This window comes from Bilophila sp. T19-St14, assembly GCF_059728385.1.
Genome location: NZ_BAAGFT010000001.1, coordinates 1,444,339 through 1,465,231 on the forward strand (window position 1 = coordinate 1,444,339; position 20,893 = coordinate 1,465,231).

General features: G+C 60.5%; 19 protein-coding genes. 4 read left to right on the top strand and 15 right to left on the bottom strand.

Translation table 11 applies throughout. From position 1 onward, the window contains the following. Nucleotides 1-141: 141 nt before the first annotated feature. Nucleotides 142-513, bottom strand: coding sequence for a hypothetical protein (locus tag AC6I1V_RS06320; protein ID WP_308770821.1), 372 nt, complete (start codon nt 511-513; stop codon nt 142-144). A gap of 219 nt (nt 514-732) precedes the next feature. On the opposite strand from AC6I1V_RS06320, the gene AC6I1V_RS06325 reads away from it, so the two are divergent. The 4 genes from AC6I1V_RS06325 to ychF all read left to right on the top strand — a co-directional run bounded on the left by AC6I1V_RS06325 (nt 733) and on the right by ychF (nt 6,356). Continuing rightward, on the top strand, nt 733-2,007 hold the full coding sequence (locus AC6I1V_RS06325) for an IMP cyclohydrolase (RefSeq protein ID WP_302552744.1): 1,275 nt from the start codon (nt 733-735) through the stop codon (nt 2,005-2,007). 378 nt (nt 2,008-2,385) lie between these two features. After that, entirely contained in the window at nt 2,386-4,470 is a 2,085-nt protein-coding gene (locus AC6I1V_RS06330; RefSeq protein ID WP_482333571.1) for a ribonuclease catalytic domain-containing protein, read from the top strand. A 9-nt stretch (nt 4,471-4,479) separates the two neighbouring features. Beyond that, nucleotides 4,480-5,064 (top strand): glycerol-3-phosphate 1-O-acyltransferase PlsY, encoded by a 585-nt coding sequence (plsY, locus tag AC6I1V_RS06335; RefSeq protein ID WP_479858821.1) that lies wholly within the window; start codon nt 4,480-4,482, stop codon nt 5,062-5,064. Nucleotides 5,065-5,255: 191 nt separating this feature from the next. Then, nucleotides 5,256-6,356 (top strand): redox-regulated ATPase YchF, encoded by a 1,101-nt coding sequence (gene ychF / locus AC6I1V_RS06340; RefSeq protein ID WP_486853848.1) that lies wholly within the window; start codon nt 5,256-5,258, stop codon nt 6,354-6,356. Nucleotides 6,357-7,038: 682 nt separating this feature from the next. Here the strand turns inward: ychF and AC6I1V_RS06345 are convergent. From AC6I1V_RS06345 to ftsH, 14 genes are all read right to left on the bottom strand, one after another. Next, entirely contained in the window at nt 7,039-7,263 is a 225-nt protein-coding gene (locus AC6I1V_RS06345; RefSeq protein ID WP_302554743.1) for a YMGG-like glycine zipper-containing protein, read from the bottom strand. 54 nt (nt 7,264-7,317) lie between these two features. After that, nucleotides 7,318-7,683, bottom strand: coding sequence for a hypothetical protein (locus AC6I1V_RS06350; protein ID WP_479859698.1), 366 nt, complete (start codon nt 7,681-7,683; stop codon nt 7,318-7,320). A 124-nt stretch (nt 7,684-7,807) separates the two neighbouring features. After that, nucleotides 7,808-8,317 carry a crossover junction endodeoxyribonuclease RuvC gene (gene ruvC / locus AC6I1V_RS06355; protein WP_302554745.1) on the bottom strand — a complete coding sequence of 170 codons (510 nt, stop codon included), beginning with the start codon at nt 8,315-8,317 and terminating at the stop codon, nt 7,808-7,810. Between the two features lie 214 nt (nt 8,318-8,531). Then, nucleotides 8,532-9,272 (bottom strand): YebC/PmpR family DNA-binding transcriptional regulator, encoded by a 741-nt coding sequence (locus AC6I1V_RS06360; protein ID WP_302554746.1) that lies wholly within the window; start codon nt 9,270-9,272, stop codon nt 8,532-8,534. A 125-nt stretch (nt 9,273-9,397) separates the two neighbouring features. Next, nucleotides 9,398-10,012, bottom strand: a complete 615-nt coding sequence (locus tag AC6I1V_RS06365; RefSeq protein WP_482330417.1) for an RlmE family RNA methyltransferase — start codon at nt 10,010-10,012, stop codon at nt 9,398-9,400. A gap of 90 nt (nt 10,013-10,102) precedes the next feature. Then, nucleotides 10,103-10,312 carry a dual CXXC motif small (seleno)protein gene (locus AC6I1V_RS06370; RefSeq protein ID WP_302554748.1) on the bottom strand — a complete coding sequence of 70 codons (210 nt, stop codon included), beginning with the start codon at nt 10,310-10,312 and terminating at the stop codon, nt 10,103-10,105. 133 nt (nt 10,313-10,445) lie between these two features. After that, complete coding sequence (locus tag AC6I1V_RS06375; RefSeq protein WP_486854982.1) at nt 10,446-10,673, bottom strand: hypothetical protein; 228 nt, start codon at nt 10,671-10,673, stop codon at nt 10,446-10,448. A gap of 565 nt (nt 10,674-11,238) precedes the next feature. Next, nucleotides 11,239-13,590, bottom strand: a complete 2,352-nt coding sequence (priA, locus tag AC6I1V_RS06380) for a replication restart helicase PriA (protein WP_486854609.1) — start codon at nt 13,588-13,590, stop codon at nt 11,239-11,241. Nucleotides 13,591-13,805: 215 nt separating this feature from the next. Then, complete coding sequence (galU, locus tag AC6I1V_RS06385) at nt 13,806-14,669, bottom strand: UTP--glucose-1-phosphate uridylyltransferase GalU (RefSeq protein ID WP_482330422.1); 864 nt, start codon at nt 14,667-14,669, stop codon at nt 13,806-13,808. Between the two features lie 250 nt (nt 14,670-14,919). Continuing rightward, the gene (glmM, locus tag AC6I1V_RS06390) at nt 14,920-16,272 is read right to left on the bottom strand and encodes a phosphoglucosamine mutase (protein ID WP_486854608.1); all 1,353 of its coding nucleotides are present in this window, start codon (nt 16,270-16,272) and stop codon (nt 14,920-14,922) included. Between the two features lie 45 nt (nt 16,273-16,317). Then, nucleotides 16,318-17,259, bottom strand: a complete 942-nt coding sequence (locus AC6I1V_RS06395) for a CdaR family protein (protein ID WP_302553396.1) — start codon at nt 17,257-17,259, stop codon at nt 16,318-16,320. Next, entirely contained in the window at nt 17,243-17,980 is a 738-nt protein-coding gene (cdaA, locus tag AC6I1V_RS06400) for a diadenylate cyclase CdaA (protein ID WP_302553397.1), read from the bottom strand. Before cdaA ends, AC6I1V_RS06395 begins: the two co-directional genes overlap by 17 nt. Nucleotides 17,981-18,022: 42 nt before the next feature. Continuing rightward, nucleotides 18,023-18,874, bottom strand: a complete 852-nt coding sequence (gene folP / locus AC6I1V_RS06405; RefSeq protein ID WP_302553398.1) for a dihydropteroate synthase — start codon at nt 18,872-18,874, stop codon at nt 18,023-18,025. Nucleotides 18,875-18,929: 55 nt separating this feature from the next. Further along, nucleotides 18,930-20,879: an ATP-dependent zinc metalloprotease FtsH gene (ftsH, locus tag AC6I1V_RS06410; protein ID WP_486854607.1), complete on the bottom strand. Its 1,950-nt coding sequence runs from the start codon at nt 20,877-20,879 to the stop codon at nt 18,930-18,932. Between the last annotated feature and the right edge of the window lie 14 nt (nt 20,880-20,893).

Here is a 20,893-nt window from a genome sequence, read left to right on the forward strand (position 1 = left end):
TCACTATGCTTCGCGTTTCCGATCCGTCAGGATCGCTGGGGGGAAACCCGCAACAGTCCATGAAGATCCAGCTTGGAGTCTACAAAGGTTCAGCGGGATCGTCAACGTGAATCGGGCCGAAAAAACGGTTTTCCTGCGTCCTCAGCCTTTTCCGCCGGGCTCTTTGGAGGCATCCGGCTCCGGGCTGCGGTGCGGGCGGAACGGGATGACCGTGGCCTTGCGCCTGGGCTTTGCGGGAACGGGGGCTTCCTTCGGGGGGGCAGGGAAAAAGCCCGGATCCGCCACGGGCTGCGAGGCCGCGCCGGGATGCACCTGCGCCGACCAACTGTAATTGAAAAGCTGGTTTTTCCACCTCTTGGCCTGAATGAACGAAAGAACCAACGCCGCTTCTTCCCAGCGCTTCGTAGGCTCGAAGTGGGAAACGGCGGCGGCGTACTTGTCCCAGAGCGCCAAAAGGGAAGCCTCGTCCAGCGCATCGAGCTGGCGGGCCATTTTGATCAAAAGCTGTTCCATAAGGGGGGCTTCCTCCTCGAACGGGATGCAGGGGGCGGCATGAGCGCCTCGGCGGCCTTCCGGGCAGGGCGGCGGAACATCCCCGCGCCTCTTCCCTTGCCGCACACCCGCGACATGCTACGCCAATCCGCCGAGGGGTTCAAATGGAATTTGCCCGCCAGCGCGGGTTATGATAGGGGATACCGATCCGCTTTTACCCGACCAACCTCAGGAGACGCCATGTCCAGCCTCAAAGATATGTATCGGACCGTATTGAAGGACACCTTCCCGGACACCATGACCATCACGCTCGGCGACGCCGTGCTCACCTACAAGAAACGCACATGGCACATCGACGGCGAAACCAAGGGGCTGCGTTACGGCGAAAACCCCGATCAGCCCGCCGCCCTGTATGAAATGGAATCCGGCAAACTCGCCATCGACGGCGTCGAATGGCGCGGGCCGCAGGGCATCATGTCCGCCCTCACCGAAGCGCAGATGCTGCAGGCCGGGAAGCACCCCGGCAAGACCAACCTCACCGACGTGGACAACGGCTGCAACATCCTCCAGTACCTCGCGGAACGCCCCGCCGCCGTCATCCTCAAGCACAACAACCCCTGCGGCGCGGCGTGGTCGAAGGAAAGCGTGGGCGACGCCCTGACCAAGGCCTTCTGGTGCGACCGCATCGCCGCCTTCGGCGGGGCCGTGGTCGTCAACCGCCCGCTGGACATGCAGGCCGCCGACCTCATCGCCGCCAATTATTTTGAAGTGGTCGCCGCCCCCGACTTTGAGGAAGGCGTTCTCGAAAAGCTCGCCTCCCGCAAAAACCTCCGTATTTTCAAGCTGCCTGCCCTCGCCCGCCTCGGCGAACTCGCGGGCGTCCCTTTCCTTGACGTCAAAAGCATGGCCGACGGCGGCATCATCCTCCAGCAGTCCTTCGTGAACCGCATCCGTTCCGCCGAGGACTTCATCCCGGCGGTCGCCACCACCAAGGACGGCCTGACCGTCTCCGCCCGCAAGCCCACCCCGCAGGAAGCCGACGACCTCGTCTTCGCGTGGGCCGTGGAAGCGGGCGTGACCTCCAACTCGGTCATCTTCGCCCGCAACGGCGCCACGGTCGCCATCGGCACCGGCGAGCAGGATCGCGTGGGCTGCGTGGAGCTGGCCATCTTCAAGGCGTACACCAAGTACGCGGACACGCTGGCCTTTACCCGCCACGGCATGACGCTCTATGAGCTCAAGCTCAAGGCGAAGGAAGACGCCGAAGCCGCCGGGCAGCTCGCCGCCATCGAAGCGGACACCCAAAAGGCCAAGGGCGGCCTCGCCGGTACGGTGCTCGTCTCCGACGGCTTCTTCCCCTTCCGCGACGGCGTGGACGTGTGCATCGCGCAGGGCGTGACCGCCATCGCGCAGCCCGGCGGCTCCCTCCGCGACTACGAGGTCATCGGGGCCGTCAACGAAGCCTCCCCTCAGGTGGCGATGGTCTTCACCGGGCAACGTTCGTTCAAGCACTAAGAAGATGGGAAGGGGCCCTTTCAAAATGAAGGAGCCCCCTTCCCCTCTCAGGGATTCCATAAAGGCAAAGAGGGCGCGGATGTTCAGGCTACGGCCTTTCCGGGGCCCTTGCGTGTGGCGGAATATCCCGCGGGACATTCGGTAATGAGGATGTATGACGCCGGGGTTCTTGCGTGTGCGGAATATCCCGTGACGCCGCCATCGCCGCCTGCCCGTACAGGCCGGGGCCCTTGCGTGTGCGGAATCTTCTCATAGGATAAAAAGGCCGCCTTTCCCCTGCACCAAAACAATTTTTGGGAGGGAGACAGGAAGGTTTTCGGGGGAGGGAGCCTTTCCCCGAAAAGGTTCCTCCCTCCCCCGGCAACAGAAGGATTCAAGATGGTTCAAGGCTTGGTTCGTTACCCCGGCGCGGGGTGTGTGGTTGAATTCATGCAGGGCAACGCGCCCCAGATCGCATGGGTGCTGGAGGAACAGAACGGCAGGCTCCGCCTACTGCTTCCGAACCGCCGGGAAACGGCCCTGCAAGCCGCGCGCATCCTGCCGTGGCCCGGCCCGGCCTACGAAAAGAACTGCTCCCGCGACGCGGCGCTGGAAATCCTCGAACGCCACAAGAGCCGCCGGGAGGTCGCCAACGTCGATCCGCTGGAACTCTGGGAACTGGCGCAGGGCGAAGTGGAACAGGCTCCGGCCCAATGGTTCGCGGAACTCGCCATGAGCGATCCGGACATGGACGCTGTGGCGGCCTGCGGGCACGCGCTCATGCAGGCCAAGAGCCATTTCAAGTTCAACCCGCCGAATTTTGAAGTTTACCCCGAAAGCGTCGTCGCCGTCCGCATGGCCGAACAGGAAGCCGCCCGCAAGCGTGAAGAGCTCGTCAACAAGGGCAGCGCCTTCATCCGCCTGCTGTGGGAAATCCACCAGAAAAAAAGCACGCAGTCCCCAGAACGGGCCGCCGAATCGCTGGAGCCCGATGTCCGCGAACGGCTGCGCCGCACCATCATGAACCGCATCGCCGATCCCGATACCTCGGAGGATGACGGGCTCTGGAGGCTCATGGTCAAGGGGCTGCCCGACGATCCCTTCATGCCGCTCCACCTCGCGCAGGCATGGGGGCTCGTGGAACCGCACCACAACTATTGGCTGGACAGGGCCGGATACGCCCCCGGCAACGGCTGGAGCGAAGGGCACCGGGACGAGCTGGATGCGCTGCTTGCGAAAGCGGAGGAGGACGAACGGCAAGAGCCGACCTTCCCGGACAGTCCCATCATCAGCATCGACGCCCCGACCACCCGCGACGTGGACGACGCCTTCTTCATCGAAGCCCGTCCCGGCGGCGGCTGGAACCTGACGTTGGCGCTGGCCTGCCCCGCCTTCCGCTGGCCCTTCGGGGGGAAGCTGGACAAGGCCGTCTTCAGCCGCGCCACCAGCATCTATCTGCCGGAAGCCACCCACCACATGCTGCCGGAAGCCCTCGGCACCGGGGCCTACAGCCTGCTCGCCCAAAAGACGCGGCCTTCCCTGCTCATCGAATGCACCGTGGGGGCCGACGGGCTCGTGACCGCGTGCGAGCCGCGCGTCGGCTATGCCCGGCTTGCGGCGAACCTATGCTATGAGGATTGCGAAACCGCGCTGGACGGCGGGGAGTCCCCGGCGTCCCCCTATCTGGGGCAGCTCCGGCAGGCCCTCGAACTTGCGCGGGCCCATCAGGAACGCCGCATCGAAAAGGGCGCCGTCATCATCGAGCGCCCGGACATCGTGATCAGCCTTGAAGGGGACGGCGAAAACGTCACCGTTTCGCTGGATGAAGATCCGCCCGCGCCCAAAGCCCACCTGCTCGTTTCCGAACTGATGGTTCTGGCCAACGCGGCGCTGGCGGCATGGGCCAAGGAACACGGCGTCGCCCTGCTCCACCGGACGCAGGACGTCGCCATCCCCAAGGAATTTTCAGGCATCTGGCAGACGCCCCTTGAAATCGCCCGTGTGGTCAAGGCGCTGGCGCCCGCCGTGCTGGAAACCAATCCACGCCCCCATGCAGGGCTTGGGGAAGCGATGTATGCGCCGTCCACGTCCCCGCTGCGCCGCTATCCTGACATGATCAACGAAACGCAGATCATTTCCCAGCTCCGGGACGGCAAGCCGCGCTGGAGCAAGGAAGAGCTCGATGCCCTGCTTCCCCTGCTCAATGCGCATCTCGACGCCGCCGGGCAGGTGCAGCGTTTCCGGCCCCGCTACTGGAAGCTGCTCTATTTCAAGCAGCAGGGCGACCGCTGGTGGCCCGCCGTCATCACTGATGAAAACGACGCCTTCGTCACCGTCAACATGCCCAAGGAACAGATGATCGTCCGGGCACGCCGCCAGTTCTTCGGCGAGCGCGCGCATCCGGGGCAGGAGCTTGAAATCCGCCTCGGCAAGGTGCATCCTCTGCAAAACGACTTCCAGCTTCTGGAAACCAGAGAAATCTAAGGAAACGCCATGTTCGACATCCTGTGGATATGCCTTACCTACTGCATCGGTTCCGTCCCGTTCGGCCTGGTCTTCGCCAAAACCTTCTGCCGCATCGACCCCCGCACGGCCGGGAGCGGCAACGTGGGGGCGACCAACGTAGCGCGCCTCTGCGGAAAGGCATGGGGGGCGGCCACGCTTGCCTGTGACCTCCTGAAAGGCGCCATCCCGGTCTTCGTCGCCATGCAGTATTCGACGTCGGAGCTCGTCTGGACGCTCACGGCGCTGGCGGCGATCCTTGGGCATCTCTACTCCTGCTTCCTCGGCTTCAAGGGCGGCAAGGCGGTGGCGACCTCCATCGGCGTGCTTATCCCGCTGGCGTTCTGGCAGCTCCTCATCGCCGTCTGCATTTGCCTGTTCCTGATCTGGCGTTCCGGCTTCGTTTCGCTCGGCTCGCTGGCCCTCGTAACGGCCATGCCCATCCTGCTGGCCCTTTCCGGCAAATTCAGCCTCCTGCCGCTCTCGCTGATCATCCTCGCGCTGGTCTTCTGGAGCCACCGAGAAAACATCCGCCGTCTCGCCAAGGGCGAGGAAAAGACGTGGATTAAGAAGTAAGTGATTATGGAATCGGGGGAAGGGAGGAGGAACCTTTCTGGAGAAAGGCTTCCTCCTCCCTTCCCCCGCCCCCCCCTTCCCTCCACCTCCCAAGACTTTCGGCTGATGGGGAGGCGGCGCGGAGGGAGCCCGTTCCGGCAACAGGCCGGGAATCCTGAGCAACAAAAAACAACCGCCCGGAGACGCTACTCATGGCATTGAGCATCGGCATCGTCGGCCTTCCCAACGTGGGCAAGTCCACCCTTTTCAACGCGCTGACCAAGGCACAGAACGCACAGGCCGCAAACTATCCCTTCTGCACCATCGAGCCCAACAAGGCCACGGTTCCCGTCCCCGACCGCCGCATCGACGCGCTCGTCGATTTGGTGCACCCGCAAAAAACGATTAACGCCACCGTGGACTTCATCGACATCGCCGGGCTCGTGCGCGGGGCCAGCAAAGGCGAGGGGCTCGGCAACCAGTTCCTCGGCAACATCCGCGAATGCGCCGCCATCCTTGAAGTTGTGCGCTGTTTTGAGGATGACGACATTACCCATGTGGACGGTTCGGTCGATCCGCTGCGCGACATCGAAACCATCGAAACGGAACTCCTGCTCGCCGACATCCAAAGCGCGTCCAAGCGCCACGAACGCATGGTCAAGATGTCCAAGGGCGACAAGGATGCCCGCGTAGCCGCCGACGAAATGGGCCGCCTTCTGGAGCACCTCAACAACGGCAGCCCCGCCTCCACGTTTGAGGCCAAGGACTGCCCCGCCTTTGCCGCCGCGTGGCATGAACTCGGCCTTTTGACCGCCAAAAAGATCATCTACTGCGCCAACGTGGATGAGGACAGCCTTGCCGAGGACAACGCCCATGTGACGCGCCTCCGCGAATTCGCCGCCACGCGCAACATCGAAGTCGTCAAGATCTGCGCCCGCATCGAAGAAGAATTGCAGGGGCTTTCCGACGAAGAGCAGCGTGAAATGCTCGGTGCGTACGGCATTGAGGAAAGCGGCCTTCTGCGCGTCATCCACTCCGGGTACAAGGCGCTCGGCCTTGCCAGCTACTTCACCGCCGGGGAAAAGGAAGTGCGCGCGTGGACCATTCACGACGGCTGGAAGGCTCCGCAGGCCGCGGGCGTCATCCATACGGACTTTGAGCGCGGCTTCATCCGTGCCGAGGTCATCAGCTTCGACGATTACGTCAAGTACAAGACGGAAGCCGCCTGCCGCACCGCCGGAGTCCTCCGCACCGAAGGCAAGGAATACGTCGTCAAAGACGGCGACGTGATGCACTTCCTGTTTAATGTGTGAAAAATCGGGGGAAGGGAGGAGGAACCTTTCTGGAGAAAGGCTTCCTCCTCCCTTCCCCCGAACCCCCTTCCCTCCACCTCCCAAGACTTTTACAAGCGGGCTTCAGATGTGCGTTGGGTGACGGGACGGGCCGCATTGAGACCCTCCCTATATTCTTGACCTTTAATAAAACGAGTTTTTAGAAGGCGGTGTCATAGAAAACAGTTGATGCTTTATTTCCTTGAAATTTCAAAGAAATAACCAATAAAATCCCCCAATCACAGAGCCCACCAGCGGAAAAATTGGAGAAAAAGCATATATTTTCAGTATATTGCTGAAATAAAACAACCATGTACTATGACAGAGCCTTTTAGAAAACAATGAGCTGAAATGGTTCTCCATTCCAGCTCATTGTTTTTTTTATAATAAAATAGACCGATACCGAAGGCACGTCTCCCGTTCCCGCACAGGAAAACCCAAGCCATACGAGGCACCATAGGCGCTCTTGATTTCCCCTATTCCCACACGGGAAAGCCCATCGGCAAGTGCTGTGCTTGGCGACAGCATCAATTTCCCTTATGCCCACACGGGAAAGCCGTCGCGCCGCCTCCCCACCAGTCGAAAGTCTTTGAAGGGATGGGGGGCGCGGGGGGAAGGGAAACTTTCTCCAGAAAGTTTCCCTTCCCCCCGCATTCTCCCCTACCTATTTGCTGTGCCCGTAAATGCCGCCGGCAAGGGCGCCGAGGCCGCCGCCGATGAGGGCGCCGGTCGTCCCGCTTCCGCCGGTGAGGGCGCCAAGGCCCGCACCGAGGATCGCACCCCCGGCAGCGCCGCTCAAGAGGCCCTGCTGGGTCTTGTTCATGTTCGTGCAGCCAACGGCCCCAAAAACCAAAGTGCCAACCAAAAGTATGGCGGAAAGACGTTTCATTGCACTTCTCCTGTCACCCCTTCCGGGGTGGGATTATCAAGATATGCCGCCGGGCTACTTGCCGGCGGGAACCATGAATTCGTACCAAAGCACGTCAAAGACTTCGCGGTTCGCCTGATCCGGATGCGCGGCATACCACGCGTCCACCTTTTTCTGGATATCCGTCCAGTTGGTGTCGCCGAAAGCTGTTATCCATGCCGTAACGAACGGAGAGGCCTTCGTCCCCTGTTTCTGGGCGATCAACTGTTCGATGGCGATGATGTTGGATGCACCATACAAAAAGGCCAGCTTTTCGTTTTGGGAAGACTGCAGCCAGTGCTTGCCGGTCAAATCCGCGGTAGACTGCGCCGCAGCCGCAGGCAGGCACAATGCGCAAACGAGCGCCGCCGCAAAGACAACCTTGGTGAATCGAGCTATCATAAGAAACCTCCTTTTCGCCGCATAGCTGCCGCGTGATTCCTCAAAGGGAACATATTTGCGGGACGGTTTCAAGTAGAACTACAGTCTTCTAATACCGTTGGCAGGCCATGAAAGGCAAGAGGCATCAGCGGGCGGAAAGGCGGGCAAGCCGCTCGAAACGGCGGTGGGTCAAATGGCAAATCGCGGCGGCCAGCGCGTCGCCCGTGTCCACGGCCCAATCGGGCTTCACGCCGAGTACGCGCCCGACCATAAAGCTGACCTGCTCCTTGTCGGCCCTGCCGACGCCCACCAGCGATTTCTTGATCACCGTGGGTTCGTAGTCCCGCACAGGCAAATCGTAGGCCGCACAGGCCGCAATGGCCGCGCCGCGGGCTTGGCCGAGCTTGAGCGCGGTCGCCGCATTCTTGGCGGTAAAAACCTGTTCCACAGACGCCTCATCCGGCTTCAGGCGGCCGAGCACCCGATGCATTTCCTTGAAGATGACCCCAAGCCGGGAAGCGAACTCGCCGTTGAGCGGAGGGCGGATAACCCCGCAATCCACAAGCTGGAGCACGCCGGACACTTCGCGCACCACTCCCCACCCCGTATTCCGGGAGCCGGGGTCGATGCCGATGATGGTGATGGATTGCGACATGAAAAAAAGAGGGAAGAGATTTCCGCGCCCCGAATGGAGACACGGCAGGAAGCGGGGCGCCCCCACCGGAAAACGCCGGGGCGCTTCCATCTTGAAAGGAGCAACAGGGCGCTGTTTTGCCACAATGACAGATTTTGGAAAGGGAGGGAAAACATTTCCAAAGGAAAACGCTTTCCCTCCCCTCTACTTTCAAAACAGCACGGCCTAAACAGCCTTACAACTGGGCCATGATTTCGTCGGAGATGTCCGCATCGGAATAGACGTTCTGGACATCGTCGTTGTCTTCAAGCAGTTCGATGAAGCGCAGGAGCTTGCGGGCGGTTTCGAGATCGACTTCCATCGTGCTCTGGGGAACCTGATTGAGCTCGGCGGAAATCATTTCCAGCCCGGCACCTTCAAAGGCTTCGCGGACGGCATTGAAATCGGCCATAGCGGTCTGGATTTCCCACACGTCGCCTTCATCACGCAGATCATCGGCACCCGCTTCGAGCGCGGCTTCCATCAACTGGTCTTCGGTATATTTTTCCTTGGAGAACTGGATGACGCCCTTACGTTCAAACTTCCAGCTCACACAGCCGTTTTCGCCCATAGACCCGCCGCCCTTGCTCATCAGATGGCGGATTTCGGCCACGGTACGGTTGCGGTTGTCGGTCGCGGTTTCCACGATGACGGCGACGCCGCCCGGACCGTAACCTTCGTAGTTGATTTCCGTGAGATCGCCGCCGGCATCCTGACCAGTACCCTTGCGGATGGCGGCTTCGATTTTATCCTTGGGGAGGTTGATCGCCTTGGCAGCGGCAATGGCCGCACGCAGGCGGGAATTACCGGCAGGATCGCCGCCGTTCTTGGCTGCGATGATGATTTCCTTGGCTGCCTTGGTAAATTCCTTACCTCGTTTGGCATCCTGGCGACCTTTACGGTGCTGGATGTTGGCCCATTTGCTGTGTCCAGACATTGAATCCTCCTGAATGTTTCAAAACAAGGCCGGAGCAACGTTCCCCGGCTGAAGCCTCTGCGGGGGCCGGCCTCCCTCATACCTTCAAACAAGGAAAAGGGTCATAGCCGGGGCCGCGCAAACAGTCAATCCCGGACGCTTTCCGCCTCGCGCCCCTTGAAGCCCAGCCCGACGAAAAACGTCTCTTTGCTTTCCATGCGGGAACTTTGAGGCTTGAATGAGGTCACACGGGCAAAACGGGGACGCATTCCCTTGAGCAGTTCCCCGACGTCCGGCCCCATGAAAATCTTGACCACAAAACTGCCGCCCTTCACCAAATACGTTTCGGCGACGGCAAGCGCTTCCAGACAAAGCTCAAGGGAGCGGGCCTGATCGGTAAATTTCGTTCCGGTCGTCTGCGGGGCCATATCGCTCATGACGACATGGAAAGGCCCCGTTTCAGCGAGCTGCCGCTCAAAAGCCTCGGAACGCTGAAACACGTCTTCCTGATGAAATTCCACATTGGGAGGGAAAACGGTGGCCGTGCTCTGGATATCGCAGGCCAGCACCTTGCCCTGAGCGCCCACGCGCTCCGCCGCGCCGAGCGACCACGAACCGGGAGCCGCCCCCAGATCCAGCACTTTCATGCCCTTTTTGAAAATCTTGAAGCGCCCGTCTATTTCCTTGAGCTTATAGACGGAGCGGGCAGGATAGTTTTCCCGTTTGGCCTTGAGGAAGTAATGATCACGATATTCTTTCATAGTATCTCCACCTTGTAACCCAAAAACCTCCAAATCACCAGAGGTATGGAGCGGAGGGAACCATGTTTTTTCGGCCCTGCGCCGAGGCGGTTACATCCTGTCGCAATAGACGGAATTGAGGAATTCCTCCATCGCCTCGTCGGCAAGGGCGATATACTCGGAAAGCGGAAAAGCCTTTCCGCATTTGGGACAAAACATATGCACCTCATGGCAAGACCGTTCGATGAACAGCGGCGTCCCGCAATGTTTGCAGCGCACCGTCGTCTGAACCTTCCGGGCACGGGAAAACGAACCCCACATAGCGTACCTCCAAAATCGCTTTGCCCTATACGACGCAAAGAATTTCGTCAAGCGAAGAGGCGTGTTGGAAAAAGCGCAGTCGGGCAAAAGAAGCAAACGGCCCTGCCGCGGAAAACGATCGGCGGTTTCTTTCTCAGGGGCCTGCCACAGCAACAGGTTGATATTTCATTTCATGCCATTCAAGCCAGATGCAGGGGAAAGCGCTTTCCGTCGCAGGCCCGCCGGAAAATGCCTTCAAAAAAATACCATAAATCAAACTATTCTCGACTTGGAATTCCAATGCCATGACAGAGCCTTTTTGAAAGGCTGTGCTAGAGAAAACGGCCGATGTTTTTTCTTGAAGCTCCAAAGGAACAACCAAATGCCTTTTCCGCCAAGGGGAAAACTAGAGAAAAGGGGAAAACTGGAGAAAAAGGACGCATTTTCAATATATTGTGAGATGAAGCAACCATATACCCTGACAGGGCCTTTTGAAACTCCACATAAGGAACCGATGGGATGTTCCGGCTATGAAGATTGCCAAAATCCATAAATACATTGTATTTTCACTCCATTATCAAACGGAATGAACCGATTCCATGACAGTCCCCCCCCTAATAAATTGGCTCTGTTATAAGTTTGTGGTTGTTTCATCTCCACAGTGCGGTGAAAATACAGCCTTTTTATCCGTTTTCCCCTTGGCGGGATCCACGGCTAAGGCCTTTTTCCGGTTATCCCTTTGGAACTTCAAGGAAAAAAGCATCAACCATTTTCTATAACACAGCCAAAAAATTTCCCATAAGCTGTTCCGCCCGCCTCCAAACAGGAAAGCCGCCGTGCCGCCTCCCCACCAGCCGAAAGTCTTTGGGGATGAGGGATGGGGGCACGGGGGAAGGGAGAAGGGGGCTTTCTCCAGAAAGTCCCCTTCTCCCTTCCCCCGATTCACACTACAGCATATTCACCGGATCGATATCCAGCGAAATGCGTAAGTTCGGGGGCGAGGCAAGGGGCAGAAGCACGCCATAGAGGGCCCGGATCGATTGCCAGTCGCCGGCCTTGAGGAGGCATTGAAACCGCCTGCGGCCCCGCAGGAGCGGCAGAGGCGCGGGCGCGGGGCCAAGGACGGTCACGCCCTTGCTCTCCGAACGCAACAGGGCCGTAATCCGAGCGAGCTGCGTCGGCCCGTCCGCCCAGTCCATAGGGTAGGAAATCCGCAGCAGGGCCAAATTGATGAAGGGGGGATAGCGCCGCCGCCTGCGCAGGGCGATCTCGTGTTCGTAAAACCCTTCGTAATCCCCGTTCTTCACGTACTGCCAGCAGTAGTGGTTCACGTCACGGGTCTGGATAATGACCTGCCCCGGCTTCCCGCCGCGCCCGGCCCGGCCCGATGACTGCACCAGCAATTGAAACGTCCGTTCCGCCGCCCGGTAGTCAGGCAAATTGAGGCCGATATCCCCGTCAGCCACCACAGCCAGCGTCACATGCGGAAAATGGTGCCCCTTTGAAAGCATCTGGGTGCCGACAAGAACCTGCGCCTCCTGCCGGGCGAAAGACTCAAGGATCTCCTCCATGCGCCCCGGACGGCGGGTGCTGTCCCGATCCAGGCGCAGAACCCGGCCTCCCGGAGGCAGGAGCGTCCCGATATACTCTTCGACCCGCTCGGTTCCCTGCCCCATAGGGTGGAAATGCAGCCCCTTGCAGCTTGGGCAGGGCGACGGGAACGGAACCGAATACCCGCAGTAGTGGCAAACCAGCCGTTCGCGCCCCTTGTGGTAAGTCAGGCCAATATCACAATGCGGGCACCGGGCCACCTTCCCGCAGTCGATGCAGTACATCAACGGGGCATAACCGCGCCGGTTCAGAAGGATCACCGCCTGATCCCCCTGCTCCACCGTCTTCTTGAGCGCGGAGAGCGTCTCCGGGGCCAGAATGGAGTCGGCGCAGTCCACGGATCGGATGTCCACCAGCCTGATCGCAGGCAGCGTGCCGCCGCCCACCCGTGCCGGAAGCATGGACATCGGGATTTTCGCCTCGCGTACCGCGTAAAACGTCTTGAGATCCGGGGTCGCGGATCCGAGCACCAACAGCCCTTTAGCCTGTGCGATGCGGAACCACGCCACTTCTTTGGCCTGATAGGTAAGCCCTTCATCCTGCTTGAAGGAAGAGTCATGCTCCTCGTCCAGCACTACGGCCCCAAGGGACGGCAACGGCAGAAACAGGGCGGAACGCGTCCCGACGACAAGGCACGGTTCGCGGCGTTTCGCCAGCTCGCGGAACGTCTTTTCGCGCAGGGCGGCCGACTGGTAGCCATGAAAAAAATAGAGCGGCACATCCGGCAGCGCGAGCGAGGCATCCCGGCGCAGCTTCAAAGCGAGCGCCACTTCCGGGGCCAGCAGCAGCATGGAACGGCCACGGCGCAGGCATTCCTTGGCCAATTCCATATATACGGCCGTCTTGCCGCTCCCGGTCACGCCGAACAGCAGGTGCGACGCGGGATTCCCGGCATCGAGATCCGCACGGAACGAAGCCAGCGCCGCCTCCTGCGCTTCGGAAAGCGTGAAAGGGGCTTCCGATGCGGGGGGCAGCAGATTACAGCCGGTTTCCTCTTCCGCACAGCCGGCCTCAAGGCATTGCAGGCCAATCAATCCGTTCTTGAGCAAGGATTCAAGCGCCGGGGCGACCCCCTGCCCCATTTGCCGCAATACTTCCCTCCGGGAAACGGCGCCATGCTCCAGCAAAAACTCCAGCAGCTCGATCTGCCGCGTCGCGGTCGGCCTCACCGCCCACGGCGGATCGCAGCGCAGCACGCACAGCTCGCTGGCGGCAGCGTCTTCCCGTGGCCCGAGCAGCTCCGCCCCGCCCCGCATCCACGCCTCACCAAGCGCCGACAGAACCTCCACGGGCAGCTTGGGCAAATCCTTCAGCAGCCGTATCTGCGCCTTGCCTTGCCCTTCCATCGTGCGGAGGCGCATCTGCGTCACCCGAAGCCCGGCAGGGAGCACCATCGCGAGGATCTGTCCCGGCGTCACGGCTTGGCGCAAAGCGAGCTGGCGCACCATTTCCATATGTCCGGGCGGCAGCAAAGGTTCCTTTTCCAGAGGCCAAAGCATGGGCCGCGCCGTTACCCCCTCCGGCAAGGGGGAGCCGTCGCCGAGGACGACCCCAATGCGCAGCATCCCCCTCCCCAGCGGCACGGCAACCCTCAAGCCGGGGCACCATGCAAACCCGGCAAGCCAATCGGGGACGGCATAGGTCAAGGAAGCAAACGGGGGCGTCAGCAAGGCAACGGTTCGGAGCAAGGGAATATCCTGAAGGGTTAGGGGGTCAACAGCCATTCGGAAACGCGGCGTTGTCCCCTGCGTGGTCCGATACGGAAAGAGGGGATAAGAACGGAAAGGGTTCCACCGCAGTGCAGCAAAAAACAAGGGAAAGCCACCCCATCCGGCTGCACCTCCCGTTGGAGGCCCTGCCGGAAAGACGGTTTCCCCTGTTTATCAAACGTTGCCTGCAATGCCTAGCCGAGCAGTTCGCGCAGCCGGGCCTTCAGGCCGTCGCGCAGTTTTTCATCGCGCAGCCCGAAGTAGACGTTGGCCGTCAAATAATCCACCCAATCCCCGGCGTCGAAACGGATGCCTCCCATCTTCACAGCCAGCATGCCCCGTTCCCGGGTTAGGGAGGCCAGCGCGTCGGTAAGCTGGATCTCGCCGCCGTGTCCGGGCTTTACCCGTGCAAGATGCTCAAAGATATCCGGGGTCAGCACATAGCGCCCCACGATGGCGAGGCGGGAATCCACCGTGCCTATGGCTGGTTTCTCCACCATATCCGTGATGTTGTAGACGCCGGGGGTGATTTCCTCACCCATGACGATGCCGTAACGGTTCACCTTGTCCGCGGGCACTTCCATGACCCCGATAACCGGCATGCCGTGTTCGGACGCCACTTGGACAAGCTGCGCCAGCCCCGCGTCATCACCGATCATGAAGTCGTCGCCGACCATGACCGCAAAGGGTTCGTCACGTACCATCTCCTTGGCGCACAGCACAGCATGGCCAAGGCCAAGCTGTTTCTTCTGGCGGACGGACATGATGTTGACCATCTCGGCCACATCACGGACTTCCTTGAGCATTTGCAGCTTTCCGGCGCGTTCCAGAACGCCCTCAAGCTGAAGGTTATAGTCGAAGTGGTCTTCAATGACGCTCTTGTCGCGGTTGGTCACAAAAATGACGTCTTCCACACCGGCACGGATAGCCTCTTCCACAACGTACTGCACAACGGGCTTGTTGTAGACCGGCAGCATTTCCTTGGGAATATTCTTGCTGGCGGGCAAAGAACGCGTCCCCCAACCGGCAACCGGAATGACGACCTTACGAATATTCATGCGGCCCCTTTCCCTCTCAGGAATCTTTTGGGCGTTTCCCCGCGCCCCATCCTTACCGCTCATTCCCCCCATTCGGAAGGAATGCCTCATGGCAACAAAATACCGGCCCTGCATGTATCGGGCAAGCACACGGCTTGTTTCCGGCAACACCGTTCCATTGAGGGCTATTCTCTTCCAAAGGACAACGGGAATCTGCCCTCCACATTTCTATTGGAACACGCCGCAAGGCACACGAAGCCCCCAATTTCCCCTATCCGAGCGCTTTTTCCACGATCCCGGCAAGCTCGTTGGCATACACGCGCACCTTGTCCGCATCCTGCCCTTCAACCATGACCCGGCACAACGGCTCCGTGCCCGAATAGCGCAGCAGCACGCGCCCACGGCCTTCAAGCCCTTCCTCAATACGGGCGATGGCGTCAGCGATTTCCGAATTTTCCTCAAAGGGAACCTTGTGTTCGACATGCACATTCCGAAGCTCCTGCGGGTAGGGAATGAGCAGCCCGGCAAGTTCGGACAGGGGACGCCCCTGCTGGCGCATGATCCGCAGGATCTGGAGGGCGGCGAGGAGGCCGTCTCCGGTCGTGCTGTATTCACGGAAAATAAGATGGCCGGACTGTTCCCCGCCAAGAAGGGCCCCTTGCTGGCGCATGGCCGCCACGACATGGCGGTCGCCCACGTTGGTGCGGATAAGCGTGCCGCCCCGCTCCTTCATGAACACTTCAAGCGCCATATTGCTCATGACCGTAGCCACAAGGATGTTGCCCGGAAGCTTGCCCTGCTGCATGAGATCCTGCGCGCACAGGGCCATGATCTGGTCGCCGTCCAGAACGGTGCCCTTCTCGTCCACCACGATGAGGCGATCGGCGTCGCCGTCCAGAGCAAGGCCGATATCGGCCCGCGTCTCACGAACCTTTGCGGCCACCGCCTCAGGATACAGGGAACCGCAGCGGTAGTTGATGTTCAGCCCGTTGGGTTCCGTGCCGATTTTGACGACTTCGGCGCCCAGCTCCTCAAGGGCCAGCGGCGCGACCCTATAATTGGCCCCATTAGCGCAGTCAAGAACCACACGCAGCCCTTCAAGGGACAGGTGCGCGGGGAAACTGTTTTTGAGGTACACGATGTAACGGCCCGGAGCGTCCTTGATCTTATAGGCGCGGCCGGTGTTCGCGGGATCGGGATAATTCCAGTCGAAATTCGGATCCAGCACCATTTCCGTCATGCGATCTTCATCGGCATCCGGGATCTTGAACCCTTCGGCGTCGAAAAACTTGATCCCGTTGTCGCTGAATGGGTTATGCGACGCGGAGATGACCACGCCGACATCCGCCCGCATGTTGGTCGTGAGGAAGGAGATCGCAGGAGTGGGCAGCGGGCCGACGAGAAAGACGTCCATCCCCGCAGCCAGCAGGCCCGCCGCCAGCGCGTTCTCAAACACGTATCCCGAAAGGCGGGTATCCTTACCGATGACCACGCGGCTGCGGCGGTTTTTATCCCGATAAAACGTGCCCGCGGCAAGCCCCAGACGCAAGGCCACTTCCGGCGTCATGGGGTACTTGTTGACCCGGCCCCTCATCCCGTCAGTCCCAAAAAGACGAACGCTCATCAACTACTCCAAAATCTTTTGTTATAAAACAACGGAACAGACCGCTTATTCGCTCGGATGCCGGGAAACCGACACGGTTTCCGGGCTGATTTTCAGGACGCGCCCGCCTGGGGGCACGGCCACCTGAAGAGGCGCGCTCACAGCCCCGTCCTCCGCAGGCATCGCCGTGTCGGCGGGGACGGAAACCTGAAATTGCGCAAGGTACCCGGCATCTCTGACCATCCCCTGAGGGACGGAAACCATGAGGTTCGCCCGTGAAGGCTGGGCGTTTACATTGGGGTTCTCACCCTCAAAGATAATGTCACGCTGCAAACTCAGGGTACGCCTCTTCACATCGATTTTCCACGTCACCTTAACGACCTGCGGATTGAGCTCCACAGCGGGCGGCGCAAGCAGCGGGACATCTTCCGAGACGGCCTTTCCTTCCGCCGCAAGATCCACCGGGATCTCCGCCTGAATCTCCTTCATGGACGAAATGACGCTTGCCGGGCCGCGTACGGTCACCTGCGGCGGCTCGACCACCAAATCCTTCAGCCGCACCGACGAGGCCGCGGGCGAGGCCCTCAGCGCCACCTTGACGGGCAGGTTCGCCTCCATGATCTTGTCCACTTCAAGGATCATCCGGGACGGCGTGACCTCAAGCACTTCATAGGCCCGCAGTTCCGGCGGCTTGCTTTCCCCCGTCGTCAGCGGGATGACGTTCTTGCCCGGCGTCACGCCGGACAGATCCATCGTATATGAGATTTCCCGGTTGGTCATGGAGCGCAGCAATTCCTGCGGCCCGCGAAGGCGCACGCTGATCCTGTTGAGCTGGCCCCCCGTCACGATCAAGCCGGGCGGCAGCCCCTTGTAATCAAGGCGCACCTCGACCACGCGCTCGATTTGCTCACGCGCATTGAGCGTATACCACAACCCGAGGGCAAGGAGGAAGGCCACCAAGAGGTAGCGCCAGTTGCCCTTCTGGGGTTCTTCAGTGTTCGATAACATTGTTCAGCGTCTCTTTCAGTTGTTCGGCATCCGGCATAACCGCCAAGTGGCCCTTGGAGGCCACGCTCACTTCGCCGCGCTCTTCCGAAACGACGATGACCGTCGCATCGCTGACTTCCGTGGCGCCGAGCGCGGCACGGTGCCGCGTGCCGAAATTCTGGCGATCCATCTGCGCCAGCGGCAGGATGCACCCCGCCGCGGCGATGCGCCCTTTGCGGATGATCACCGCCCCATCATGCAGCGCGGTGTTGGGAAAGAAAATGGTCAGCAGCAGTTCCCGGGAAATCCGGGCGTCCAGCACGACCCCGCCCTTCATCATATCACCGAGCTGCACCTTGCCTTCCAAAACGATGAGCGCCCCGATGCGCCGCTTGGCGAAGTACTGGCATACCCAGACGAGATCGCCGACCATGTTTGAAGGCGCGGGACGCTTCTTCCACGAAAGGTACTGCGTCCCCATCGCGGCAAGAGCCTGCCTGATGTCATCATGGAACAGGATCACGATGACGAGGAACAGCGAACCGAACAGATTCTCAAGCAGCCATGACAGGGAATAGAGGCCGACGAAGTGCGAGAGGGCGTACACCGCCACCAGAACGACCAAACCGATGAGCGCCGAAAACGCGCGCGTTCCCCGGATAAGAAGCAGGATGCGGTATAAAAGCAGCGTTACGAGGGCGATATCCAGCACGTCACGCCAATAAAAAGACAGGAAATCCATGATCCGGCTCCAAAATGAGCTTTATAGGGTGCGCCGGAAGGATCAGGCGAGAGGGGTCATAGCTTCGACAAGCCGCAGCGCCTGCGCGCAACCGGCAATATCGTGAACGCGGTGGTAAGGGATTCCCCGCGCAGCCAGCAGCGCGACAGCCATGCGCGTGGCTTCGGCCCGCTGCTCCAGCTCAAGGCCAAGGATTTCCCGGAACATGGATTTCCGGGAAAGCCCCACATACAAGGGACGCCCCAGCGAAGCAAACCGCTCCAGCCCTTTCAGGATAGCTACGGTGTGCTCCTTATTCTTACCGAAGCCGATGCCGGGATCAAGCACTATCCGATCCTCCGGCAAGCCGGCCTTGACCAGCCGCGCCAGATTTCTTTCAAAAAAGGCAAGGATCTCCTCCACCACGTTCCCGTAATGGGGGTTCACCTGCATCTCGCGCGGGCTACCCTGACTGTGCATAAGCACATATCCCGGCTTGTATTCGGCAAGCACGTCGAGCAGCATTGGATCGGCCGCGCAAGCCGACACGTCGTTGATGATGTCCGCGCCGCCTTCCAGAGCCGCCCGCGCCGTCCCGGCCTTCAGCGTATCCACGGAAAGGATCGCCTCAGGCCGCTGCCCGCGAAGGCCCGCCACGACCGGCATGAGCCGGGCGATCTCCTCGCCTTCGGGCACGGGTTCGGCAAAAGGACGGGTGGATTCCGCCCCCAGATCGAGCATCCCGGCCCCTTCGTCCAACAGGCGGAGGCCATGAGCCACGGCGTTCCGCGGATCGATATACTTCCCCCCGTCGGAAAAGGAGTCCGGCGTTACGTTCACAATGCCTATCAGACAAAAGGGGGCAGGGTTCAACACCCTCCCCCCTCGAAGAATCCATTTGCGTTCGCTGTTCACGTTGTCCTCATAAAACCGAATGCCCCGACATCCGCAGGATGCCGGGGCAAACCGTTTACTGCAGTTTGGTTTCGTCCTGCGTTTTCCCGCCCGTCCCTTCATCATGGGACGGTTCCGCTTCCAGCTTGAAGGTTTCCCCCTCCGCGTCAGCGGAAGCAGGGGTAGGGGCCGCCGGTTCCCGCTTCGCGGCTTCGTCCGCGTCGAAAGGCGGCAGCGGTTCGCCCTTGACGAGCAAATCAATATCGTCGCCGGTGATGGTCTCACGATCGAGCAGGGCCTTGGCAAGCGCGTGCAGGAGATTGATGTTTTCCTGCAACAGGTTGTGGCAGTTCTCGCGCGCGGTTTCCACCAGCTTCTTGATTTCGGCATCCACGATGCGGGCGGTGTCTTCGCTGTAGTTGCGCGCATGGCCCCAATCGCGGCCAATAAAGACTTCTTCGCCCTGCTCGCCGATGGTCATGGGGCCGACGACGTCGCTCATGCCCCACTCGCAAACCATCTTGCGGGCCATACCCGTGGCGCGCTCGATGTCGTTGCCTGCACCGGTGGTAATGGTGTCGAAAATGATTTCTTCAGCCACGCGCCCGGCCAGCAGCACCATCAGGTTGTTCTGGAGATACGCCTTGGAATAGCCATGACGATCGCCTTCCGGCAACTGCATGGTCACACCGAGCGCACGCCCGCGGGGGATGATCGTCACCTTGTGCACGGGGTCGGTTCCGGGCAGCAGCTTGGCAACCAAAGCGTGGCCGCCTTCGTGGTACGCGGTGATCCGCTTTTCCTCGTCGGAAAGGATAAGGCTGCGGCGTTCCTTGCCCATCAGCACCTTATCCTTCGCATATTCAAAATCACGCATGAACACGGTGTCCTGACCAAGGCGGGCGGCCTGAAGAGCCGCTTCGTTGACCAGGTTCTCCAGCGCCGCGCCGGAGAAGCCCGGCGTACCGCGGGCGATGACTTCCAGATTGACGCGCTTATCCAGCGGCGTACGGCGGGTATGCACTTCAAGAATCTTCAGGCGGCCCTTCACGTCGGGCGTGGGAACCACAACCTGACGGTCGAAACGGCCGGGACGGAGCAACGCGGGGTCAAGCACGTCGGGGCGGTTGGTCGCCGCGATGAGGATGACGCCTTCGTTGGACTCAAAGCCGTCCATTTCCACAAGGAGCTGGTTCAGGGTCTGCTCGCGCTCGTCATGGCCGCCGCCGAGGCCAGCGCCGCGCTGACGGCCCACGGCGTCGATTTCGTCAATAAAGATGAGGCAAGGGGCGTTTTTCTTGCCCTGCACAAACAGGTCACGGACACGCGAAGCGCCCACGCCTACGAACATTTCCACAAAGTCGGAACCGGAAATGGAGAAGAACGGCACGCCCGCCTCGCCAGCCACGGCGCGGGCCAACAGCGTCTTGCCCGTACCGGGAGGGCCGACGAGCAGGACGCCCTTGGGGATGCGCCCGCCAAGGCGGGTAAACTTGCGCGGATTGGAAAGGAAGTCAACGACTTCGGAAAGCTCTTCCTTGGCTTCGTCCACACCGGCCACGTCATCGAACGTGACCTTGCCCTGCTCCTGATTGAGCATGCGGGCCCGGGAACGGCCAAAGGACATGGCCCGGCCCGCCCCGCCCTGCATCTGGCGCATGAAGAAAATCCACACGCCGATAAGCAGCAGCATGGGGAACCACGACACCAGCAAGGTCATATACCACGGGGAGTCCTCGACAGGCTCGGCCCGGACTTCGACCTTCTCGGCAATGAGTTTGTCCACCAAGCCGGGATCGTCAGGGACGTAAATCTGGAACGATTTGCCGTCGGTCGTCTTCCCGGTAAGGGTATTCCCCTGAATGACCACCTCGGACACTTCGCCCTTGGCGGCCTGACGCAGGAATTCACTATACGTCACGCTCGGCTGGGACGAGTGCTGAGGCTGGCTAAACAGGTTGAACACAATGACCATAGCCAGGGAGATGACCCCCCAAAGCATAAGATTCCGCGTAAACTGATTCAAAAGTTACCTCCGTA

What these genes read in the sequence shown, in the direction of transcription:
- AC6I1V_RS06320 (WP_308770821.1), bottom strand. Translation starts at nt 513, where the DNA reads ATGGAACAGCTTTTGATCAAAATGGCCCGCCAGCTCGATGCGCTGGAC.
- AC6I1V_RS06325 (WP_302552744.1), top strand. Translation starts at nt 733, where the DNA reads ATGTCCAGCCTCAAAGATATGTATCGGACCGTATTGAAGGACACCTTC.
- AC6I1V_RS06330 (WP_482333571.1), top strand. Translation starts at nt 2,386, where the DNA reads ATGGTTCAAGGCTTGGTTCGTTACCCCGGCGCGGGGTGTGTGGTTGAA.
- plsY (WP_479858821.1), top strand. Translation starts at nt 4,480, where the DNA reads ATGTTCGACATCCTGTGGATATGCCTTACCTACTGCATCGGTTCCGTC.
- ychF (WP_486853848.1), top strand. Translation starts at nt 5,256, where the DNA reads ATGGCATTGAGCATCGGCATCGTCGGCCTTCCCAACGTGGGCAAGTCC.
- AC6I1V_RS06345 (WP_302554743.1), bottom strand. Translation starts at nt 7,263, where the DNA reads ATGAAACGTCTTTCCGCCATACTTTTGGTTGGCACTTTGGTTTTTGGG.
- AC6I1V_RS06350 (WP_479859698.1), bottom strand. Translation starts at nt 7,683, where the DNA reads ATGATAGCTCGATTCACCAAGGTTGTCTTTGCGGCGGCGCTCGTTTGC.
- ruvC (WP_302554745.1), bottom strand. Translation starts at nt 8,317, where the DNA reads ATGTCGCAATCCATCACCATCATCGGCATCGACCCCGGCTCCCGGAAT.
- AC6I1V_RS06360 (WP_302554746.1), bottom strand. Translation starts at nt 9,272, where the DNA reads ATGTCTGGACACAGCAAATGGGCCAACATCCAGCACCGTAAAGGTCGC.
- AC6I1V_RS06365 (WP_482330417.1), bottom strand. Translation starts at nt 10,012, where the DNA reads ATGAAAGAATATCGTGATCATTACTTCCTCAAGGCCAAACGGGAAAAC.
- AC6I1V_RS06370 (WP_302554748.1), bottom strand. Translation starts at nt 10,312, where the DNA reads ATGTGGGGTTCGTTTTCCCGTGCCCGGAAGGTTCAGACGACGGTGCGC.
- galU (WP_482330422.1), bottom strand. Translation starts at nt 14,669, where the DNA reads ATGAATATTCGTAAGGTCGTCATTCCGGTTGCCGGTTGGGGGACGCGT.
- glmM (WP_486854608.1), bottom strand. Translation starts at nt 16,272, where the DNA reads ATGAGCGTTCGTCTTTTTGGGACTGACGGGATGAGGGGCCGGGTCAAC.
- AC6I1V_RS06395 (WP_302553396.1), bottom strand. Translation starts at nt 17,259, where the DNA reads ATGTTATCGAACACTGAAGAACCCCAGAAGGGCAACTGGCGCTACCTC.
- cdaA (WP_302553397.1), bottom strand. Translation starts at nt 17,980, where the DNA reads ATGGATTTCCTGTCTTTTTATTGGCGTGACGTGCTGGATATCGCCCTC.